This is a genomic window from Kocuria palustris (assembly GCF_007666205.1).
Taxonomy (GTDB): domain Bacteria; phylum Actinomycetota; class Actinomycetes; order Actinomycetales; family Micrococcaceae; genus Kocuria; species Kocuria palustris_A.
This window is the reverse complement of record NZ_VDOR01000001.1, coordinates 117,995-135,527: the sequence shown is the minus strand read 5'-3', so window position 1 is coordinate 135,527 and position 17,533 is coordinate 117,995. Positions and strand designations below refer to the sequence as shown.

Genomic DNA, 17,533 nt, shown 5'->3' with positions numbered 1-17,533 from the left:
CAGAGGGGCGGGAGCGCGAGATCATCGCGGGGGTCCGGGTCATGCGAGCAGAGTAAGCGCAGCCGCCCCGATGCGTCGGCTGCGACCTCCGCCGCCACGCCGGTCGCGGGAAACTGCCAGGGCGCTTAGAAGTTGCTGGTGACTCGGATTACAGTGGGAGCTCCCCGACGTCAGGACATCCCTGTGAGCGCACCCGGCCAGATCGCGATCGCCTTCCGCGGCGTCCGCAAGACCTATCCCGACGGAACCACCGCGGTCGACGACCTCGATCTGGAGGTGCCGCGCGGCTCGCTGACGGTCTTCGTGGGCCCCTCCGGCTGCGGCAAGACCACGTCGCTGCGGATGATCAACCGCATGGTCGAGCCGACCTCGGGGGCCGTGGAGGTCGACGGCCGCGACGTCTCCGGCGTCCCCGCCCACGAGCTGCGGCGGTCGATGGGCTACGTCATGCAGGCCTCGGGCCTCATGCCGCACCGCACGGTGCGCGAGAACATCATGACCGTGCCGCGGCTGCAGGGGCGGTCGCGCTCCTCGGGCCGGGAGCGGGCCGACGAGCTCATGGAGACCATCGGGCTCGACCCCGCTCTGGGATCGCGCTATCCGTCGCAGCTCTCGGGCGGGCAGCAGCAGCGCGTCGGCGTGGCCCGCGCGCTGGCCGCGGACCCGCCCATCCTGCTCATGGACGAGCCCTTCTCGGCCGTGGACCCGCTCGTGCGCGCCGATCTGCAGCGCGAGCTGATCTCGCTCAAGCGGCGGCTCGACAAGACCATCGTGTTCGTCACCCACGACATGGACGAGGCCGTCCTGCTCGGCGACCGGGTGGCCGTCATGGCCAAGGGCGGGCGCCTGGCCCAGTACGACACCCCCGAGCAGGTCCTGCGCGCGCCGGCCGACGGGTTCGTGGCCGACTTCGTGGGCCGGGACCGCGGCTTCCGGGCTCTGGAGTTCGATCAGGCCGACGTGGCCCTGACCGGCGTGCGCGTCCGGGATCCGCAGGGCCGCACGTCGTCCGTCGGCGGCGAGGCCCCGGCCGCGGCGTGGACGCTCGAGGTCGACGACGACGGCCGCCCCGTCGGCTGGCTGGCTCCCTCCCCGGAGCGCGCCCCGGCCGCCCCGTGGAGCCGCGAGCCGGAGCCCGAGCTCGGCGACCGCGAGGACGCCCAGCGCGTCGGCGGCTCCCTGCACCGGCAGGGCGCCCCGCTGCGCTCGGCCCTGGACGCGGCGCTGTCCTCGCCGTCGGGCCTGGCCGTCGCGGTCGACGACGACGGCCGCGTGCGCGGCGTCCTGCGCCCCGAGGACGTGCTCGCGGAGATCGAGGCGGCGCGTCACGATCGGGAGTCGCGCCGATGACCTGGCTGCCGGAGAACCTGCCGTGGGTGCGCGAGCTGCTGCTCACGCACCTGGTGCAGTCCGTCGTGCCGGTGGTCGTCGGCCTGCTGATCTCGATCCCGGTGGCCCGCGCCGCTGTGGGCTCCCGGTGGCTGCGGCCCCTGTTCGTCAACGGCGCGGCGCTGCTCTACACCATCCCGTCGCTGACGCTGTTCGTGCTCCTCCCGCTGATCCTGGGCACGCTGATCACCTCGGTGTGGAACGTGATCGTCGCACTGACGCTGTACGTCATCGCCCTGCTGGTCCGCTCGTGCGCCGACGCCTTCGACTCGGTCGACCGGCACGTGCTGCAGGCGGCCACGGCCATGGGCTACACCCGGCGGCAGCGCTTCTTCTCGGTCGAGCTGCCCCTGGCCGTGCCCGTCATGCTGGCGGGGGTGCGCACCGCGCTGGTGGCCAACATCTCGATGGTCTCGGTCGGCGCGGTCATCGGCATCCAGTCCCTGGGCACGCTGTTCACCGACGGCCTGCGCCGCGGCATCGTGGAGGAGATCGCGGTGGGCGTCGTGCTCACGGTGGTGCTGGCGCTCGTGCTGGATCAGCTCCTGCGGCTGCTCGGGCGGGTGCTCACGCGCTGGCAGCGCCCGGGAGGGGGCCGAGCCGCACAGCCCTCCGCATCCCGTGAGCCGGCGCCGGGCCGACGACCCGATGCGGCCGTCGCCGATCCGAACGCGCTGGCAGGAGGTGCCGCGTGAACCTCCTCGAGCAGACCTGGGCATGGCTGTCCGATCCCCTGCAGTGGAGCGGCGACGCCGGGATCCCCATGCGCATCCTGGAGCACCTGCTCTACTCCGGGCTGACCCTGCTGATCGCCCTGCTCATCGCCGTGCCGCTCGGGGCGGCCGTGGGGCATACGGGGCGCGGCGCCGGTCTGGTGATCGGCGCGGCAGGGGCCCTGCGCGCCCTGCCGACGCTCGGTCTCCTGACCCTGTTCTCGCTGCTGCTGGGGCTCGGGCTCGTCCCGCCGCTGCTGGCGCTCGTGATCCTGGCAGTGCCGCCCATCCTGACCGCGGCCTGCGCCGGGGTGGCAGAGGTGCCGCCGCAGGTGAAGGACGCGGCCTATGCCCAGGGAATGACATCGCGGCAGGTGCTCACGGGCGTCGAGATCCCGCTGGCGATCCCCGTGCTCATGGGCGGCATCCGGAATGCGGCCCTGCAGGTCATCTCGACCACGACCGTCGCCGCCTACATCAACCTGGGCGGGCTGGGGCGCTACCTCATCGACGGACTGGCCGTGCGCGACTACGGCCGCATGCTCGGCTCGGTGCTGCTCGTGGCCGTGCTGGCCATCCTGGTCGACCTGCTCCTGTCGCTGCTGCAGCGCCGGCTGACCTCGCCCGGCATCCGCGCCCTGAACGGAGGCACCGCATGAGCCGCCCAGACGCCCATCCGACACCCCGCGCGGGCCGGCGCCGCGCCTTGGGGGCCGGAGCCGCGGCGGCCGCGCTGCTGCTCAGCGGCTGCGGCCTGAACTCGGATCCGCTGGCCACGGGCGGCGGAGCGAGCACCCCGGACGGATCGGTCACCGTGGGCTCGGCGGACTTCCCGGAGTCGCAGATCATCGCGGAGATCTATGCGGGGGCCCTGATCTCCCGGGGGATCGAGGCCGACACCCAGCTGGGCATCGGCGCTCGCGAGGCCTACATCGGGGCGCTCGAGGACGGCTCGATCGACGTCGTCCCGGACTACACGGGCAACCTGCTGACCTTCATGGATCCGGAGGCCACGGCGACCGAGGAGCAGGAGATCCTCGACGCCCTCCCCTCGGCGCTCCCGGAGGGCCTGTCGGTGCTCGAGCCGGCTCCGGCGCAGAACAAGGACTCGATCGTCGTCACCCAGGAGACGGCCGAAGAGCACGGGCTGAGCAGCCTCGCGGACATCGGGCCCCTGTGCGGGGAGATGACCTTCGCAGGCCCGCCGGAGTTCCAGGAGCGCACCTACGGGCTCGACGGGCTGGCGGAGCACTACGGATGCGAGCCCGGATCCTTCGACCCGATCAACGACGCCGGCGGACCGCTCACCATCGGGGCGCTGACCAGCGGCGACGCCGATGCCGCCGACGTGTTCACCACCACGCCGGCCATCGTGGAGGAGAACCTCGTGGTCCTCGAAGATCCCGAGAGCAACTTCGCGGCCCAGCAGGTCATCCCGCTCGTGGCGCAGCAGCGGCTGCCGGACGGCGCCGCCGAGGTCATGGACGACGTCTCGGAGAAGCTGACCACCGAGGACCTCATCGAGCTCAATCAGCAGGTCTCGGGCGACGAGGCCGTCTCCGCGCAGCAGGCCGCCGACCACTGGCTCAAGGAGAACTGGTATCGCCAGATCGATTGAGCCGGCTGTCCACAGCCTGGGGAGACTCGGCGCCCTGTCATGAGGCGGCGGTCGGCCAGTGCCCCCCTGTGGGAATCCCCAGGCCCTCCCGGTCTCTCCACAGGGAAGGCCGCGCTGTCCACCGGGTCTCCACAGGCGGCAGGACACGATCCACAGATCGTCACCGCCCCTCGTCGTGTGCTATGGGCTGTCGTCGAGATCGTCGAACCACGATGATCCCGGGGATGACCAGGGGAAACAGCGGTCTCACGAGTGCCGATGACGCTCGTGCCGGGAGGCTGCCGAGCGGAGCCTGTGGAGAACTCGGTGGACAACCTGTGGCTCATCCCGTGGACTGTCCACCATCTGTGGAGAACTCTGTGGATCGTCGTGTGGACCGCCTGTGCGTCACGGTGGACGACGCCGCCTCGGCGCCCGGAGCTCCCGACATCTGCCGTCACGTCCCCTGAAGGGCCCACGGGGCCGTCGTGCAATGAAACGGGGCCGGCATGCAACGAAGTGGCGTCCTGCGAGGCGGTCGCTATGCTGGCCGGGTCCTGACTGGAAGCGCCCTTGGTGATCGCGCCCAGGAGCCGCTCGTCGGACGGCATGCCCCACTCGGAGTCGATGGCGATCCTGAGTCCGTTCCCGCATCCGCTGCGCGGGATGACACCAGGGAGACGACATCACTCAGTTCGCCATCCGCGCCCGCCTCGCCGACGGCGGCGAGCCGCCGCCGCACGATCCGCCGGCCCCCGAGCCCGCTGGGGGGCCGCGTGGCGGATCCGGCTTCCGCGCCGCCGCGGCAGGCAGGCGCGGAGCCGCATCGCTGCGGCTCGTCGGCCTCGATGCCCCCTCCGCGCAGCCGCCGAGGGGCGCGACGGGTCAGGATGAGCCCCGGGCCGAGCTGCTGCGCATCGCGTGGGCCCGGCTGGCGGACGAGCAGATCGGCGCCCTCCCCCGGGCGGACGAGTTCCGCCGTCGGCTCGACGAGCACCTCGGCGGGCTGGTCGACCTCGTCCACGGGGTGTACGGCGACCGGGTCGAGCCGCAGGAGCTGGCGGTCGTCGTCGGCGATCTCGCCTCCGTGCTGGCCCACTCCTGGTCCGCCCGTCCCGAATCCCTGCGCGCCGCCGACGCCTCCGCCGAGGGTGCCGAGCCCTGGTGGCTGTCGGGCGGCACCCTGGCCGCGGCGGCCTATGCCGACCGCTGGGCGGGGGGCTTCGCCGGAGTGCGCGAGCGCATCCCGTACCTGCAGGAGCTGGGCGTCACCCATCTGCGCCTGATGCCGCCGTTCCGCGCGCACCCGGTGCATCCCGACGGCGGCTTCGCCGTCTCGAGCCACCGGCAGACCGATCCCCGGCTCGGATCCCCCGAGGAGCTGCAGGCTCTCGCCGAGGCGCTGCGGGAGTCCGGCATCGCCCTGATGCTCGACGTCGTGACGTCCCGGACGGCCTCGGACCACCCCTGGGCCCGGGCGGCGGCCGAGGGCAGCCCGTACTTCGAGGACCTCTACCAGATGCGCCGCCGGACGCGTCCCGGCTCGTCCCGCCCGTTGTCGCTGAGCGAGGTCCAGGCCCGCTCGGCGGCAGGCGGGGAATGGGTCCCGGTCGATCCCGCGCGCACCTCGGACCCGCGGCTCGTGCGCTCGACGGCCGGGCCGGAGCAGTGGGATCTGGACTGGTCCACGCCGCGCGTGCTGCTGGCCGTCGTCGGCGAGCTGCTGCACGTGGCGGGCTGCGGGGCGCAGGTCCTGCGGGTCGACGCCGCCTCGCGGCTGTGCGGCGACGACGACGCCGGGGAGTCCCACCGCCGGGGGCTGCTGATCCTCGAGGCGCTGGCCGCGGTGCTGCGCATCGCCGCGCCGTCGGTCACGCTCGAGTCGCAGGAGGCGGGCGACGTGAGCCTCGCCGGGGCTGCGGTCGGCCAGGGGCTCGGGCGGACGTCGCTGATCTGGAGCGCGCTGGCCACCCGCAGCGTCGAGATGCTCGAGCGCGCGGTGGACGCGGCTCCGCAGGGAGCCGGGCACCTCCTGCCGGTGCGCCAGCACGATGCCCTGAGCTGGAGCTTCGACGACAGCCAGGTCCCGCCCGACACGGATCCCCAGGCGCATCGCGAGTTCCTGGAGAGCTTCTACACCGGGGGCTTCCCCGGCTCCTTCGCCGCCGGCGCCGGGTGCCTGCGCACCGTCTCCGGGGTGTGCGGGACCTCCGCCTCGCTCAGCGGCCTCCGCGAGGACACCGGGCCCGGCGCCGACCGTCTGCTGCTGGCCCACGCCGTCGCCTTCTCCATGGGAGGGGTTCCCGAGCTGTGGCTCGGCGACGAGCTCGCGGTGCTCAACGACGTGGAATGGGCGGAGGAGCCCGGCCACGAGGGGGACCCGCGCTGGCTGCATCGCCCGCGGATCGGGCCCGAGCTGCTCGCGCAGCGCCACGACCTGTTCGCCACGGCCGCCCAGGTCTACGGCTCGATCCGGCGCCTGGCCCAGATGCGCGCGTCGGCCCCGGAGTTCGACGGCCAGCAGGTCGTGCCGTTCGACGCCCGCAACCCCGCCGTGCTGGGTCTGCAGCGCATGCGCCCGGACCCGGACAGCGGGGCCGTCGAGACGGTCGTGCTGTGCCTGGCGAACTTCTCCGACTGGGCCCAGTACGTCACGGGGGAGACCCTGTCCGGGTTCCTGCCGCGCGGCACCCGCCTGCGCGACGACTCCGAGATCGACCTGCGCGAAGGGATCCTCCTGGAGGCCCACGGGTGGCGCTGGATCCGGGTCATCCCCCGCTGAGGGAGCCTCCGCCATGGGTCCGACGAGCGGCTCAGCCATCGGCTGAACCTCCTTGACCCGCGTGACTCACGTCTATTGGATGGAAGAGTCACATCGACAGAGGAAGGAAGTGTCATGGCTGAGAAGTTCGTTCTGCCCGACCTGCCCTATGATTTCTCCGCGCTGGAGCCGCACATCTCCGGTCGCATCATGGAGCTGCATCACGACAAGCACCACAACACGTACGTGACGGCGGCCAACAAGGCTCTCGAGTCCATGGAGGAGGCCCGCGCCAACGGCGACTCGGCCGGTGCGGCGAAGCTCTCCAAGGACCTCCAGTTCAACCTGGGCGGCCACGTCAACCACTCGATCTTCTGGAAGAACATGTCCCCGGACGGCGGCGACAAGCCCACCGGCGAGCTGGCTTCCGCGATCGACGACGCCTTCGGCTCCTTCGACGCCTTCCAGGCGCAGTTCACCGCTGCGGCCACCACGATCCAGGGCTCCGGCTGGGCGATCCTGGCCTACGAGCCGATGGCCGGCAACCTGGTCATCGAGCAGATGTACGACCAGCAGAACGGCGTCCCCGTCGCCACGTTCCCGCTGCTGCAGCTGGACATGTGGGAGCACGCCTTCTACCTGGACTACCAGAACGTGAAGCCGGACTACGTCAAGGCCTGGTGGAACATCGTCAACTGGGAGGACGTCCAGCAGCGTCTGGAGAAGGCCTGCTCCGGCGCCTCCTCGCTCATCTGAGTCGCTGAGTCGTCGACTCCCCGCCGTCGGCCGGCAGCCGCCGAGCGGTCGGCTCCGCCCCCGTCGCCGCGTGGCGCCGGGGGCGGAGCCGTGTCCGGACCGCGGGACCGCTCCCGGCCCAGTGGACTCCCGGCGCGATCCCGGAGACGATGAGACGCGCGCGCGTGTGACCCGGGCCGCACGCGATCGCTGGCCCTCCAGCGCACAGCCCGGTCCGACCGTCGAGAGGAAGCCCCATGCCGTCGTTCCTGTGCACCTTCAACGTCCCCGGTCCCGCGGTCGAGATGCTCCGGGAGGCCGGTGAGGTCGACGTCGTCGAGGGGATCTCCCGGGAGGACTTCGAGGCGGCGGTGACCGGCGGCGAGTACGACGCCGTGATCCAGCAGCTGTCCCAGAAGGTCGACGCCGATCTCATGGCGCGGGCCACGGTCAAGGGCTTCGCGAACTTCGGCGTGGGCTTCAACAACTTCGACGTCGACGCGGCCACCGAGCACGGGCTGCTCATCGGCAACACCCCCGACGTCGTCTCCGACCCCACGGCCAACATCGCCATGCTCCTGCTGCTGGGCGCTGCGCGGCGCGCTTACGAGATGCAGCAGCTCGTGCGCGACAGCGGCGGCCGGTTCCAGCCGCTGCAGCCCGACGAGATGCTCTCCGAGGACGTCTCGGGGACCCGCCTGGGCATCGTGGGGCTGGGCCGGATCGGCAAGGCCATGGCGCGGCGCGCGCTCGGCTTCGGCATGGAGGTCGTGTTCGTGCAGCGCGCTCCCGAGGACCGCGAGGTCTCCGACGAGGAGCTGGGCGATCTGGCCGGGAGGGTGCGCCAGGTCCCGTTCCAGGAGCTGATCGAGACCTCCGACCACATCTCGCTGCACGTCCCGCTGGCGGAGGGCACCGAGCACCTCATCGGCGAGGCCGAGCTCCGTGCCATGAAGTCCACGGCCGTGCTGGTCAACACGGCTCGCGGTCCCGTGGTCGACGAGAAGGCCCTCGTGGCGGCCCTGCGCGAGGGCGAGATCTCCGCCGCGGGACTGGACGTCTTCGAGGACGAGCCCGAGCTCGCCCCGGGACTCGTCGATCTGCCCAACGCGTACCTGCTTCCGCACGTGGGCTCGGCCGAGAAGTCCGCCCGCGCCCGCATGGGCGAGATGTGCGCCGAGAACGCCCTGGCGATCGCGCGCGGCGACGTCCCGCCGTACCCGGTGAACCCGGAGGCGAAGAAGGGCTGAGGCCTCTGGCCTGCCGATCCGGGACGACGGCGCCGGCCCCCGGTGGGGTCGGCGCCGCCGTCGGGTCGACACCCCGTCGCCAAGCCGCCCGATGACGCGCTTGTAGGGTGGCCGGATGATCGCCCGGCTCTCCTCTGTCGTCGAAGCGATGGCGGCCTGGATCGAGTCGCTGCCGGTCGTCGGGGCCGTCCTGTTCTTCTGGGCCGTCGGCATCCTGCGGACGTCGATCGTCTTCTGGATCGCCCGGGCGGCCGGCAGCGGCGGCCGGCGCTCTCGGCTCGTCCAGCGCGTGGTCTCCTCGCCGGCCTATCTGCGCGCCGAGGCCTTCGTGAACCGCTGGGGCGTGCTCGCGGTGCCGGCCTGCTTCCTGACGGTCGGCTTCCAGACCGCCGTCATCGTCACGACCGGGCTGACGCGCATGCCGCTGGTGCGCTGGATCCCCGCCATGCTCGCGGGGACCTTCATGTGGGGGTGCATCTACGGCACGGTCGGCATGGCCGTCATCCAGGCGTGGCTGCGCGAGCCCCTGATCACGGCGGCGGTCCTCGTGGTGCTCATCGCGCTCGTGATCGTCCTGCGCGCGCACTGGCGCCGCCGCGACGCCCGCCGGCGCCTGGACCCGGAGATCGCCGCGCCCCTCGATTGAGGCGGGCGTATCCTCGCCTGCGATGACTCGTTCCCCGCGCCCCCTGATGTGGCTGTGGCTGCTGTGCCTGGCCGGGGCGCTCACCCAGACCGCGCTGAACCTGCTGCGGCCGATCACGAGCTACAAGCTGATCGCCCTCGGGGCGGGCCCGCTCACGATCGGCATCACGACGGCCGCCTACGCCGTCCTGCCGCTGCTCACCGCCCTGTGGCTGGGGCGGCTCTCGGACCGCCTCTCGTCGCTGCGGCTGATGCTCGGCGCGGGCGTGGCCCTGCTGGTGATCGGCGGCATCGGCCTGGCCGTGCTGCCCTCGGTCCTCGGGATCGCGGCGGCCAGCGCCGTCCTGGGCCTGGGGCACCTTGCGTTCACGATCGCCGGGCAGACGTCGATCGCGCGCATCGCCCCCGACAGCCGGCTCGACGCCGGCTTCGGCTGGTTCACGGCGTCGTACTCCGTCGGGCAGATGGTCGGGCCGCTGCTGGGCGGGGCCCTCGTGGGCTCGCAGGCCGTCACCGGGTCCGCCGACGGCCTGGCCCGGATCGAGCTCGCCCTGTGGGTCGGCGCGGGGCTCGCGCTCGCGGCCATGGTGCCGGTCGTCCTGCGCTCGAGCTCCGGGGCCATGCGGCCGGGAAGGAGCGACGACGACGGCGCCCCGAAGGCCTCGATCCTCAGCGTCATGCGCACGCCCGGGGTGACGCCGCAGATGGCGGCGTCCCTGGGGCTGCTGGCCATGCTCGACATCCTCACCGCCTTCCTGCCGCTCGTCGGCGAGCAGGCCGGTGTGGCGCCCGTGGTCGTGGGCGTGCTGCTGGCGATCCGCGGCGGGGCCTCGATCCTCTCGCGCGTGGTCCTGCCCCGGCTGGTGGTGCGCTTCTCCCGGTCCGGCCTGCTCACGGCGAGCCTGCTGGGCTCGGCCGGCGCCCTCGCCATCCCGCCGCTGGTCATGGAGCATGTGTGGCTCGCCGCCGTCCTCCTGGCGATCGGCGGATTCTTCCTGGGCCTCGGGCAGCCCCTGACGATGTCGATGATCACCACGGCCGTGCCGGCGAGCTGGCGCGGATCGGCGCTGGCCGTGCGGCTCATGGCCAACCGCCTGGGGCAGGTGGGGATGCCGCTGATCGCAGGCGCGGTGGCCGCCCCGCTCGGGCCGGCGAGCGCGATCTGGCTCTCCTGCGCGGTCCTGGCGATCTCGGGCGCCGAGCGCGCGGCCCGCAGCTGAGCGCGGACGGCCCTCCTGCGGCCGCGGCGGACGGCCTAGGGTGAAGGGGTCCCCTCTCGATCTCAGGAGCATCGCCCATGTCCTCCCAGCCGCTGCAGCCCTCGCCCGCCCTGGCGGCCATCGGGCACGATTTCACCGCTGACGACGCCACCGTCGTGCTCGCCTCCCGCCAGCCTGGCGATGCTCTCTCGAGCACTCGCGCGCTGCGCATGGACGACGGCCGGTTCGCGGTCCTGTCGCGCATGCCGCAGGCACCGGTCGCGAGCCATCTGGGCGCGGCCTGCGACATCGCCGTCGCCCAGGGGATCCGCGACGGACTCGGTGCGGGCGAGGCCATGCTCACGCTGTCGCTGCGTCTCGAGCAGCTCGCCCCCGCCCTCCCGGGTGAGACGCTGCGCGGTGCGGGCCAGCTGCTCAGCGCCCGGCCGGAGGGCATCGTCGCTCGCGGCGTGCTGGTGGGCGAGGACGGGCGCCCGGTCGCCGAGGCGCTCGGCCGGTTCATGGCCGTCGACGGCCCGGGCGGCTACACGATGGACGCCTCGGCCCCCACCGAGGCGTGGGGCGACGTCCCCGCCCCGACGGACTGGGCCGAGGCCCTCCCCCTGGCTCCCGGCGACGACGAGACCCGCTTCACTGTGGTCCCTGGCGTCGAGGCGGCGAACAGCGCTCGGATCCTGCACGGCGGGATCCAGATGCGCCTGCACGAGATGGCAGGCAGCCGCGTCCTGACCGCCCGCGCGGAGTCGCAGGAGCAGACCCGGCCCCTGCGCGCCGTGGCGATCGAGACGACCTACCACCGCCCCGTGCCCGTCGGCGGCCCGACGCTGGACGTGGGCGTCGAGGTGCTCAAGGACGGTCGCCGGGTCGCGATCACCCAGTCCCGGGTGCGGGATCCCCAGGGCCGCCTCCTGGGTTCGAGCGAGATCGTCTGGGCCCGGAGCTAGGCCGGCAGGCGGGCCGCCTCAGTCCCCGTCGGCGTGACTGTCCATCCCGGGCACGCCGGTGACGGTGGTCAGCAGGAACGCGGAGTCCTCCTGCGCCTCCACCCCGTGGCGGTGGTGGGTGAGGGCGGCGATCTCGCCCTCGGAGAGCTCGTCGTGCTCCTGGGCCGTCACGTGCACGCGCCCGCGCAGGACCTGCATGCTCGCGGCGGGCGGGGAGTTGTGATCGGCCAGCACGGCCCCGGATCTCAGGGCCACGAGGGTCTGGCGCAGCGGGCCGTCGTGCACGAGCAGACGCGCGGCGCGGCCGTGCTCCTCGGCGCGCGCCGCCTCGAGCAGCTCGTCGACGATGCGGTTCAGCGGCTCCATGGATGCTCCGTTTCCGGGTCGGTCGGCAGACCGGCACGCAGCGCGCCGGAGGATGCGGCGACGTCGCGCGCGGACGGCGGGTGCCGTCGTGGGTCACCGTCCACTGTGACCCGGGGACGCCCCCGCGGCCTTGACCCGCATCAACCGCGGTGCCCGGAAGCCCCGGGGGTCTACCGGCCCCGGCCCGGGCTCAGACCGCCTGGATGAGCTGGAAGCTCGCGCCCTGGGGGTCGGCCACGGTGGCCAGGCGGCCGTAGGGGGAGTCCATGGGGCCGTCCAGCACGGTCCCGCCCAGTCGGGTCGCCGTCGCGAGGGCCGCATCGACGTCGTCGGTGCCGAGGTAGACGCGCCAGTACGACGGGGTGCCGGCAGGGAGGAACGACGACGCCTCGCACAGCCCCGCCGCGGCGGCCTCGCCCGCGCCGTGGGTCGAGTAGCGCATGCCCGACGGGGCGTCCTCGGACTGCTCGTGATCATCCGCGCCCATGCGCGCGACGTCCCAGTCCAGCGCGTCGCGGTAGAACGCCTCGGAGGCCTCGAAGTCCATCGACATGCACTCGAACCAGCAGGGCAGCCCCGGGGCGGCGGCTGCCTGGATCCCGTCGAAGGTCCCCGGCTGCCACAGGCCCACCGCGGCGCCGGCCGGATCGCTCAGCACGGTCATGATGCCCAGATCGGCCACCGGCATGGGCGGGAAGGAGACCCGGGCCCCGTCCGCCTCGGCCCGGGAGACGCTGTCGGCGATATCCGCGGTGCGCAGGTACACCGTCCACGCCGTCGGGGCCTGGGGCTGCTCGACGGGCCCGTCGGGGGTCATGAGCGAGGACATCGCGCCGCCGATCGCTCGGCCCTCGTGGGAGATCATGTGGTAGTGCCCGAACTCCGGGCCGCCGTCCTGGAAGCTCCAGCCGAAGAGCTCGGAGTAGAAGGACCGGGCGCCGTCGAGGTCGTGGGTGGTCAGATCGATCCAGATGGGCCCGCCCTGGACGGGGTTCAGCTGCTGCGCGGGCATGCGATCTCCTCTCGGCGGGCCCGAGCTGATCCCGGGCCTCCGCTCGGAGTGTAGGGCTCCGGGCCGGGCCGGGCCGGGGCAGGACCCGGCGGGGCGTCGGGGACGCCGGAGCGCGGACCGCCGCGCCGGAGGCCGCCGCGGCGGATCAGCCGCCGGCCAGGATGCGACGGGCCCGGGCGATCACGGGGGCATCGACCATGGCCCCGTCCACGGCGCTGGCGCCGTCCGCGGCGTCGACCACCGAATGCGCCCAGGCGATCTCGTCCTCCGTGGGGGCGAAGGCCCGGGCGACGACGGGGATCTGCGCCGGATGGATGCACAGCTTGCCGGTGAAGCCGTCCTCCCTGGCCCGCTGCGCGTCCTCGCGGACCGGGTCGAGCTCGCGGAACTGCGGCGTGGGCGAATCCAGCGGCCCGGCCAGGCCCCGGGCCCGCGAGGCCGTGACCACCCGGGCCATCGCGGCGGCCATGGTGCGCGAGTCCGCCGAGCAGCCCAGGTCGAAGGCCAGATCCAGAGCGCCGACCGCCAGGCGCACCATGCCCTCCTGTGCGGTGACCTCCTCGAGCGCCAGGAGCCCGGCCGCGGACTCTACGGTGCCCACGATCCCGATGCCGGGACCGAGGCCGTCGCGGACCTCGCGGAGCTGCTCGGCCGTGTCGAGCTTGGGGATCAGGACCGCATCCAGCAGATCGGGCGTCTGCGGGCCCACCGGTGCCCCGGCGCCGACCGCCGCCGCTGCGGCCCGTGCCGAGCCCCGCCCCCCGTCCGGCCGGGCGATCGCGCGCAGCGCCTCCAGGTCGGCGCGCCCCGCATCGGTCGAGGGGCTGTTGATCCGCACGGCGACGGGTGCTCCGAGCCGGCCGGCATCATGGGTCCCGGAGAGCAGAGCGATCAGATGCTCCCGGGCTGCGTCCTTGTCCGCTGCCGGCACGGCGTCCTCGAGATCCGCGATCACCACGTCGGCGTCCGAGCCGGTCGCCTTCAGGATCCGATCGGGCCGCAGCGACGGCGTGAACAGCGCGGTGCGGGCGGTGGCGAGCAGGGCGGTGCGCGTCGTCATGGGCCCAGACTAGGCCCGGGCGCCGGAGCGGCACGCGCCGCGACCGGCTGGATCTCAAGACATTCCTGCATATCCATCCCGCGTCATGTATTGAAATCTTGCCGCGCCGACATCTGCAGCGCGGCTCCGGATGGTTGCCTGGACTGGTCTCGAGCGCGAGGGCGATCACGTCCTCGCGCCCCCTCCGCCCGATGACGGGCGCCGCTTCCCGAGGAGCTTCGCATGAGCGTGGATCGCCGTCTCCGCACCCCCCTGACCGTCGGCCTGCTGGCCGTCACCGCGACCTTCGGCCTGGTCGGCTGCGTGCCGACCGTGGAGGAGGACTCCGGGGGCTCGGGGCAGAACGAGGAGGCCGCCGCGCCCGAGACCCCGCAGGAGACCCAGGCCGAGGAGCAGCCCGCGGAGGAGTCGTCCTCGGACGAGTCCTCGGCATCCTCCGACGACTCCTCGTCGGCCTCCGAGGAGTCCTCCGACGATGCCTCGGAGGACTCCGGCGGGGCGGCCCCGGCGGGCGGCGGCAGGATGGCCGATGCCACCGCCCTGTCGGGCGATCCGATCGAGGTCGTCGAGGGCGAGGGCGGCGGGACCGTCGACGTCCCCGAGCACGACGAGCCGCTCGTCGTGGTCTTCGAGAACAAGTCGGACGAGGAGTTCTCCTACATCTACGGCACCGCGGATCCCGGCCAGTCCCTGGAGGGGGCCGATTCCGGCGAGACGGTGACCTTCCTGCTCGACCCGTACGGCTACAGCGGAGGCCTCGAGTCCACGACCCGGAAGTGGACCATGGAGGCCGACGAGGGCGAGGCCTACAAGATCAGCTTCTACCCCATGGACTCCATCCCGACGGTCGCCGACGGGGAGGGCGCCGAGGCCGAGGGCTACGGCCTGTTCCGCCTCAATCTCGAGGACGACGGCTACTTCGCGGTCAAGCACGACGGCGAGTCGAACTTCATCGTCGAGGGCGAATCCCCCGAGGACACGGGGAACACGTCGCAGCTGGCCTTCAACGAGATCGGCAAGATCGACGGCGGCCTGGAGGTCGAGGACGGGGAGTACATCATCACCGTCAACGCCGACGGCAAGTGGAGCTTCAGCCCCATCAGCGAGGAGGACTACGAGTCGGACTACGAGCCGGTCGAGGAGTGACGGGGCGTCGGGCGCCGGCCTGAGGGGCTGGGCGCGGACCCGCAGTGCAGGGCCCCGTCCGCGGATGCGCGGACGGGGCCCTCAGCCGTGCCGGGGCAACAGGAAGACGGTTTGCTGACGAAAATATTCGTCACACGACGCCCCCCGGGGCCTCTGGGTTTGCACACGCACATTTGCAATGGTTAACTCATTGGTGTCGGAACGAAGAGGGCCGACGAGCACTCGACCCGAGCAGCACGCAGCACACGATCCCAGGAGGTCGTCATGAGCACCACCCGCACTCTCCGCACCCCGCTGACCGTCGGCATGCTGGCGGTGACCGCGGCCTTCGGCCTGACCGCCTGCGTCCCCCAGGGGGCTGCCGACCCCGACGAGCCCACCGAGACCACGCAGGCCACGGAGACGACGGAGACGACGGAGCCGACGCAGGAGCCGTCCGCCCCCGAGACCCAGGAGCCCTCCGAGGAGCCGACGGAGGACTCGACCGAGGAGTCGACACCCGAGCCGGACGACGAGCCGAGCACCGACGCCAAGGGCGGGACGACGGGCGGGAAGCAGGCCGGCTCCGCCTCCGGCGACACCGTCGACGCGAGCGCCATGAACGGCGAGCCGATCGAGGTCGTCCAAGGTCACGGCAGCGGCGCCGTCGAGGTCCCCGAGCACGACGAGCCGCTCGTGGTCGTCTTCGAGAACACCTCCGACAAGGAGCACACCTACATCTACGGCGAGGCCGACAAGGGCCAGGCGCTGCCCGGGGCGGACTCGGGCGAGACCGCCACGTTCCTGCTGGACCCCTACGGCTCCAGCGGCGGACTGGCCTCCAGCACCTCCGAGTGGGACATGCAAGCCGGCGAGGGGGAGACCTACACGATCAGCTTCTACGACCTCGATGCCATGCCGGAGGCCGGCGCGGGCGACACCGTCGAGGCCGAGGGCCCGGGGGTCTTCCGCTGGAACTCGGAGGAGGACGCGTACATGGGCGTCGAGCACGACGGCGAGTCGAACTTCATCGTCCACGGCGAGTCCCCGGTCGACGACGGCTCCGGCTCGCAGTACGTGTTCAACGAGATCGGCGCCATCACCGGCGGCATGGAGATCGAGGAGGGCGAGTACATCATCACCGTCGAGGCCGACGGCGCCTGGAGCTTCACCCCGATGACCGAGGAGGAGTACGAGGCCGCCGGCGCCTCCTCGGAGTCCTGACCGGCAGCCCCGGTCATCGGCCCGGGCCGCCGGTCGGGGAGCCCCGGCCCCTCGGGGTGCCGCAGCCGCGCCGCGGATCCGCTCGACAGCGGTGCCGCGGCGCGGCTGCGCCGTGCGCGCTGCGCGGTGTCCGGCGGCGACCCGCCGCGGTCAGTAGCCTGGCAGCATGTTCAGCCACCCCGCGCCCCCGCCTCCGCCGCAGCAGCCCCGGGACTCCGAGGTCGCCGGGGCCGTCGAGCTCGACGAGCGCTGGGGCAGCGCGGCGGCCCGGTGGCGGCCCCAGGTGCGGCCCGGCTCCCGAGAGCAGTGGTCCTGGCTGCGCTGGGCCTGGGAGCAGCTCGACGAAGGGGCGTCCGCTGCGACCGACCATCCGGGAGCGTCCGAGGGAGCGGACCCGGATCTGCGCGTGCTGGATGCCTGCCTGGCGCTGCTGACGGCCTTCCTGCAGGTCGCGGATGCGCGGACCCCCGGCGAGCAGGCCGCGCCGAGCGGCGCCCAGCAGGTGCGCTGCGCGGACGGGGAGCCGATGCGCGGGGCGCAGGATGCGGACGAGACCGCTCGTGAGCTGGCCGACCGGTGCGGGCGGACGCTTGGATTCGCCCAGCTGTGGAGCCTGGCGCGTCCGGAGGAGCTTCAGGAGGACCCGTGGGCGGGCCTCGTCGACGGCGCTCCGGAGACGGACTCCGGCGCCGCCGACCTCCCGGGGGAGGAGGCGGCTCGGCGCCCGCTCTTCCCGCTGGACACCGACGACGTCGCGTGGATCGTGTCCGGGTCGATGACCGCGGACAAGGACCGCACGTGGCGGTGGTACTCCGGGCTGACGGGCTGACCCGTCGACGGGCCGAGCCGGGGTCCAGCGTCCCGGTGCGGGCGGCGGGGCCTCAGAAGCCGATCGACCAGCCGCTCTCCACGAGGCTGCGGGCGTAGGCGGCCTGCCCCAGGTGGGTCGAGGCGTCCTCGAAGGTCGAGACCAGCCGGACGGCGCGCGTGACGGGCGGGTCGTAGGAGTCGTCGACGACCCCCACGAGGGCCTCGTCCGACAGGGTCTCGACGTGCTGCGCCGCGTGCTCCGTCACGGCCTCGAGGTAGGCGGCCAGATCGTCGAGCGACGTCGTGGTGACCTGCCCGACCTGCTGGACGGTGTCCCCGAAGCCGAAGTCGTCGGCTCCGCGGTCGATGCCCAGACGGTCGGCCCAGGCGCCGGCCGTCCAGACCTGCTCCTGGCCGGTCAGCTGCGCGACCTGGACGTCCTCCTGGCGCGCCGCATGCCACACGAGCCACACGATGGAGTTGTGGGTCCCTCCCGGCTGGGTGTGCGCATCCTCGAGGCTCAGGCCGTCGAGCACCAGGCCTGCGGTCCGGGAGGAGCGACGGGCGAGGTCGCTGAGGATCTGCTGCGCTGCGGTCATCTGCTGCTCCTGCGGGTCGATCGTGTCCTGCGAAGGGCTGCGGGCGCGCTCGTCTCGACGATGCCGCCCGCCTCGAGCCTATG

General features: G+C 73.0%; 17 protein-coding genes. 13 read left to right on the top strand and 4 right to left on the bottom strand.

What is annotated here, in order from left to right; translation table 11 throughout:
* Nucleotides 1-183 precede the first annotated feature (183 nt).
* The 10 genes from FSY66_RS00605 (at nucleotide 184) to FSY66_RS00560 (ending at nucleotide 11,254) form a co-directional block, all read left to right on the top strand.
* Complete coding sequence (locus tag FSY66_RS00605) at nucleotides 184-1,350, top strand: ABC transporter ATP-binding protein (protein ID WP_144790261.1); 1,167 nt, start codon at nucleotides 184-186, stop codon at nucleotides 1,348-1,350.
* On the top strand, nucleotides 1,347-2,084 hold the full coding sequence (locus FSY66_RS00600) for an ABC transporter permease (RefSeq protein WP_260853274.1): 738 nt from the start codon (nucleotides 1,347-1,349) through the stop codon (nucleotides 2,082-2,084). Before FSY66_RS00605 ends, FSY66_RS00600 begins: the two co-directional genes overlap by 4 nt.
* Nucleotides 2,081-2,761: an ABC transporter permease gene (locus tag FSY66_RS00595; protein WP_144790259.1), complete on the top strand. Its 681-nt coding sequence runs from the start codon at nucleotides 2,081-2,083 to the stop codon at nucleotides 2,759-2,761. Before FSY66_RS00600 ends, FSY66_RS00595 begins: the two co-directional genes overlap by 4 nt.
* Complete coding sequence (locus tag FSY66_RS00590) at nucleotides 2,758-3,720, top strand: ABC transporter substrate-binding protein (protein WP_144790257.1); 963 nt, start codon at nucleotides 2,758-2,760, stop codon at nucleotides 3,718-3,720. The genes FSY66_RS00595 and FSY66_RS00590 overlap by 4 nt, the downstream gene beginning before the upstream one ends.
* A 1,006-nt stretch (nucleotides 3,721-4,726) precedes the next feature.
* A complete protein-coding gene (locus tag FSY66_RS00585) occupies nucleotides 4,727-6,481 on the top strand; it encodes an alpha-amylase family glycosyl hydrolase (RefSeq protein ID WP_186304330.1) in 1,755 nt (584 codons plus the stop codon).
* 114 nt (nucleotides 6,482-6,595) lie between these two features.
* Nucleotides 6,596-7,216, top strand: coding sequence for a superoxide dismutase (locus FSY66_RS00580; protein ID WP_144790253.1), 621 nt, complete (start codon nucleotides 6,596-6,598; stop codon nucleotides 7,214-7,216).
* 236 nt (nucleotides 7,217-7,452) lie between these two features.
* Nucleotides 7,453-8,445, top strand: a complete 993-nt coding sequence (locus FSY66_RS00575) for a 2-hydroxyacid dehydrogenase (protein WP_144790251.1) — start codon at nucleotides 7,453-7,455, stop codon at nucleotides 8,443-8,445.
* 115 nt (nucleotides 8,446-8,560) lie between these two features.
* Nucleotides 8,561-9,091, top strand: coding sequence for a DedA family protein (locus FSY66_RS00570; RefSeq protein WP_144790249.1), 531 nt, complete (start codon nucleotides 8,561-8,563; stop codon nucleotides 9,089-9,091).
* A 22-nt stretch (nucleotides 9,092-9,113) separates the two neighbouring features.
* Nucleotides 9,114-10,310 carry an MFS transporter gene (locus FSY66_RS00565; protein WP_260853273.1) on the top strand — a complete coding sequence of 399 codons (1,197 nt, stop codon included), beginning with the start codon at nucleotides 9,114-9,116 and terminating at the stop codon, nucleotides 10,308-10,310.
* A gap of 77 nt (nucleotides 10,311-10,387) precedes the next feature.
* The gene (locus FSY66_RS00560) at nucleotides 10,388-11,254 is read left to right on the top strand and encodes a PaaI family thioesterase (protein ID WP_144790247.1); all 867 of its coding nucleotides are present in this window, start codon (nucleotides 10,388-10,390) and stop codon (nucleotides 11,252-11,254) included.
* A gap of 18 nt (nucleotides 11,255-11,272) precedes the next feature.
* Here FSY66_RS00560 and FSY66_RS00555 read toward each other — a convergent pair whose 3' ends face one another.
* The 3 genes from FSY66_RS00555 to FSY66_RS00545 form a co-directional block, all read right to left on the bottom strand.
* Nucleotides 11,273-11,620 (bottom strand): cupin domain-containing protein, encoded by a 348-nt coding sequence (locus FSY66_RS00555; protein WP_144790245.1) that lies wholly within the window; start codon nucleotides 11,618-11,620, stop codon nucleotides 11,273-11,275.
* 190 nt (nucleotides 11,621-11,810) lie between these two features.
* Nucleotides 11,811-12,632, bottom strand: a complete 822-nt coding sequence (locus tag FSY66_RS00550) for a VOC family protein (RefSeq protein ID WP_144790242.1) — start codon at nucleotides 12,630-12,632, stop codon at nucleotides 11,811-11,813.
* A gap of 145 nt (nucleotides 12,633-12,777) precedes the next feature.
* On the bottom strand, nucleotides 12,778-13,692 hold the full coding sequence (locus tag FSY66_RS00545; protein ID WP_144790240.1) for an HpcH/HpaI aldolase/citrate lyase family protein: 915 nt from the start codon (nucleotides 13,690-13,692) through the stop codon (nucleotides 12,778-12,780).
* Nucleotides 13,693-13,914: 222 nt separating this feature from the next.
* On the opposite strand from FSY66_RS00545, the gene FSY66_RS00540 reads away from it, so the two are divergent.
* The 3 genes from FSY66_RS00540 to FSY66_RS00530 all read left to right on the top strand — a co-directional run bounded on the left by FSY66_RS00540 (nucleotide 13,915) and on the right by FSY66_RS00530 (nucleotide 16,870).
* Nucleotides 13,915-14,838 carry a hypothetical protein gene (locus FSY66_RS00540; protein ID WP_144790238.1) on the top strand — a complete coding sequence of 308 codons (924 nt, stop codon included), beginning with the start codon at nucleotides 13,915-13,917 and terminating at the stop codon, nucleotides 14,836-14,838.
* Nucleotides 14,839-15,102: 264 nt separating this feature from the next.
* Nucleotides 15,103-16,041, top strand: a complete 939-nt coding sequence (locus FSY66_RS00535) for a hypothetical protein (protein ID WP_144790236.1) — start codon at nucleotides 15,103-15,105, stop codon at nucleotides 16,039-16,041.
* A 166-nt stretch (nucleotides 16,042-16,207) separates the two neighbouring features.
* Nucleotides 16,208-16,870: a hypothetical protein gene (locus FSY66_RS00530; protein ID WP_144790234.1), complete on the top strand. Its 663-nt coding sequence runs from the start codon at nucleotides 16,208-16,210 to the stop codon at nucleotides 16,868-16,870.
* Between the two features lie 52 nt (nucleotides 16,871-16,922).
* Here the strand turns inward: FSY66_RS00530 and FSY66_RS00525 are convergent, their stop codons facing one another.
* The gene (locus FSY66_RS00525) at nucleotides 16,923-17,450 is read right to left on the bottom strand and encodes a mycothiol transferase (protein ID WP_144790232.1); all 528 of its coding nucleotides are present in this window, start codon (nucleotides 17,448-17,450) and stop codon (nucleotides 16,923-16,925) included.
* Nucleotides 17,451-17,533 lie beyond the last annotated feature (83 nt).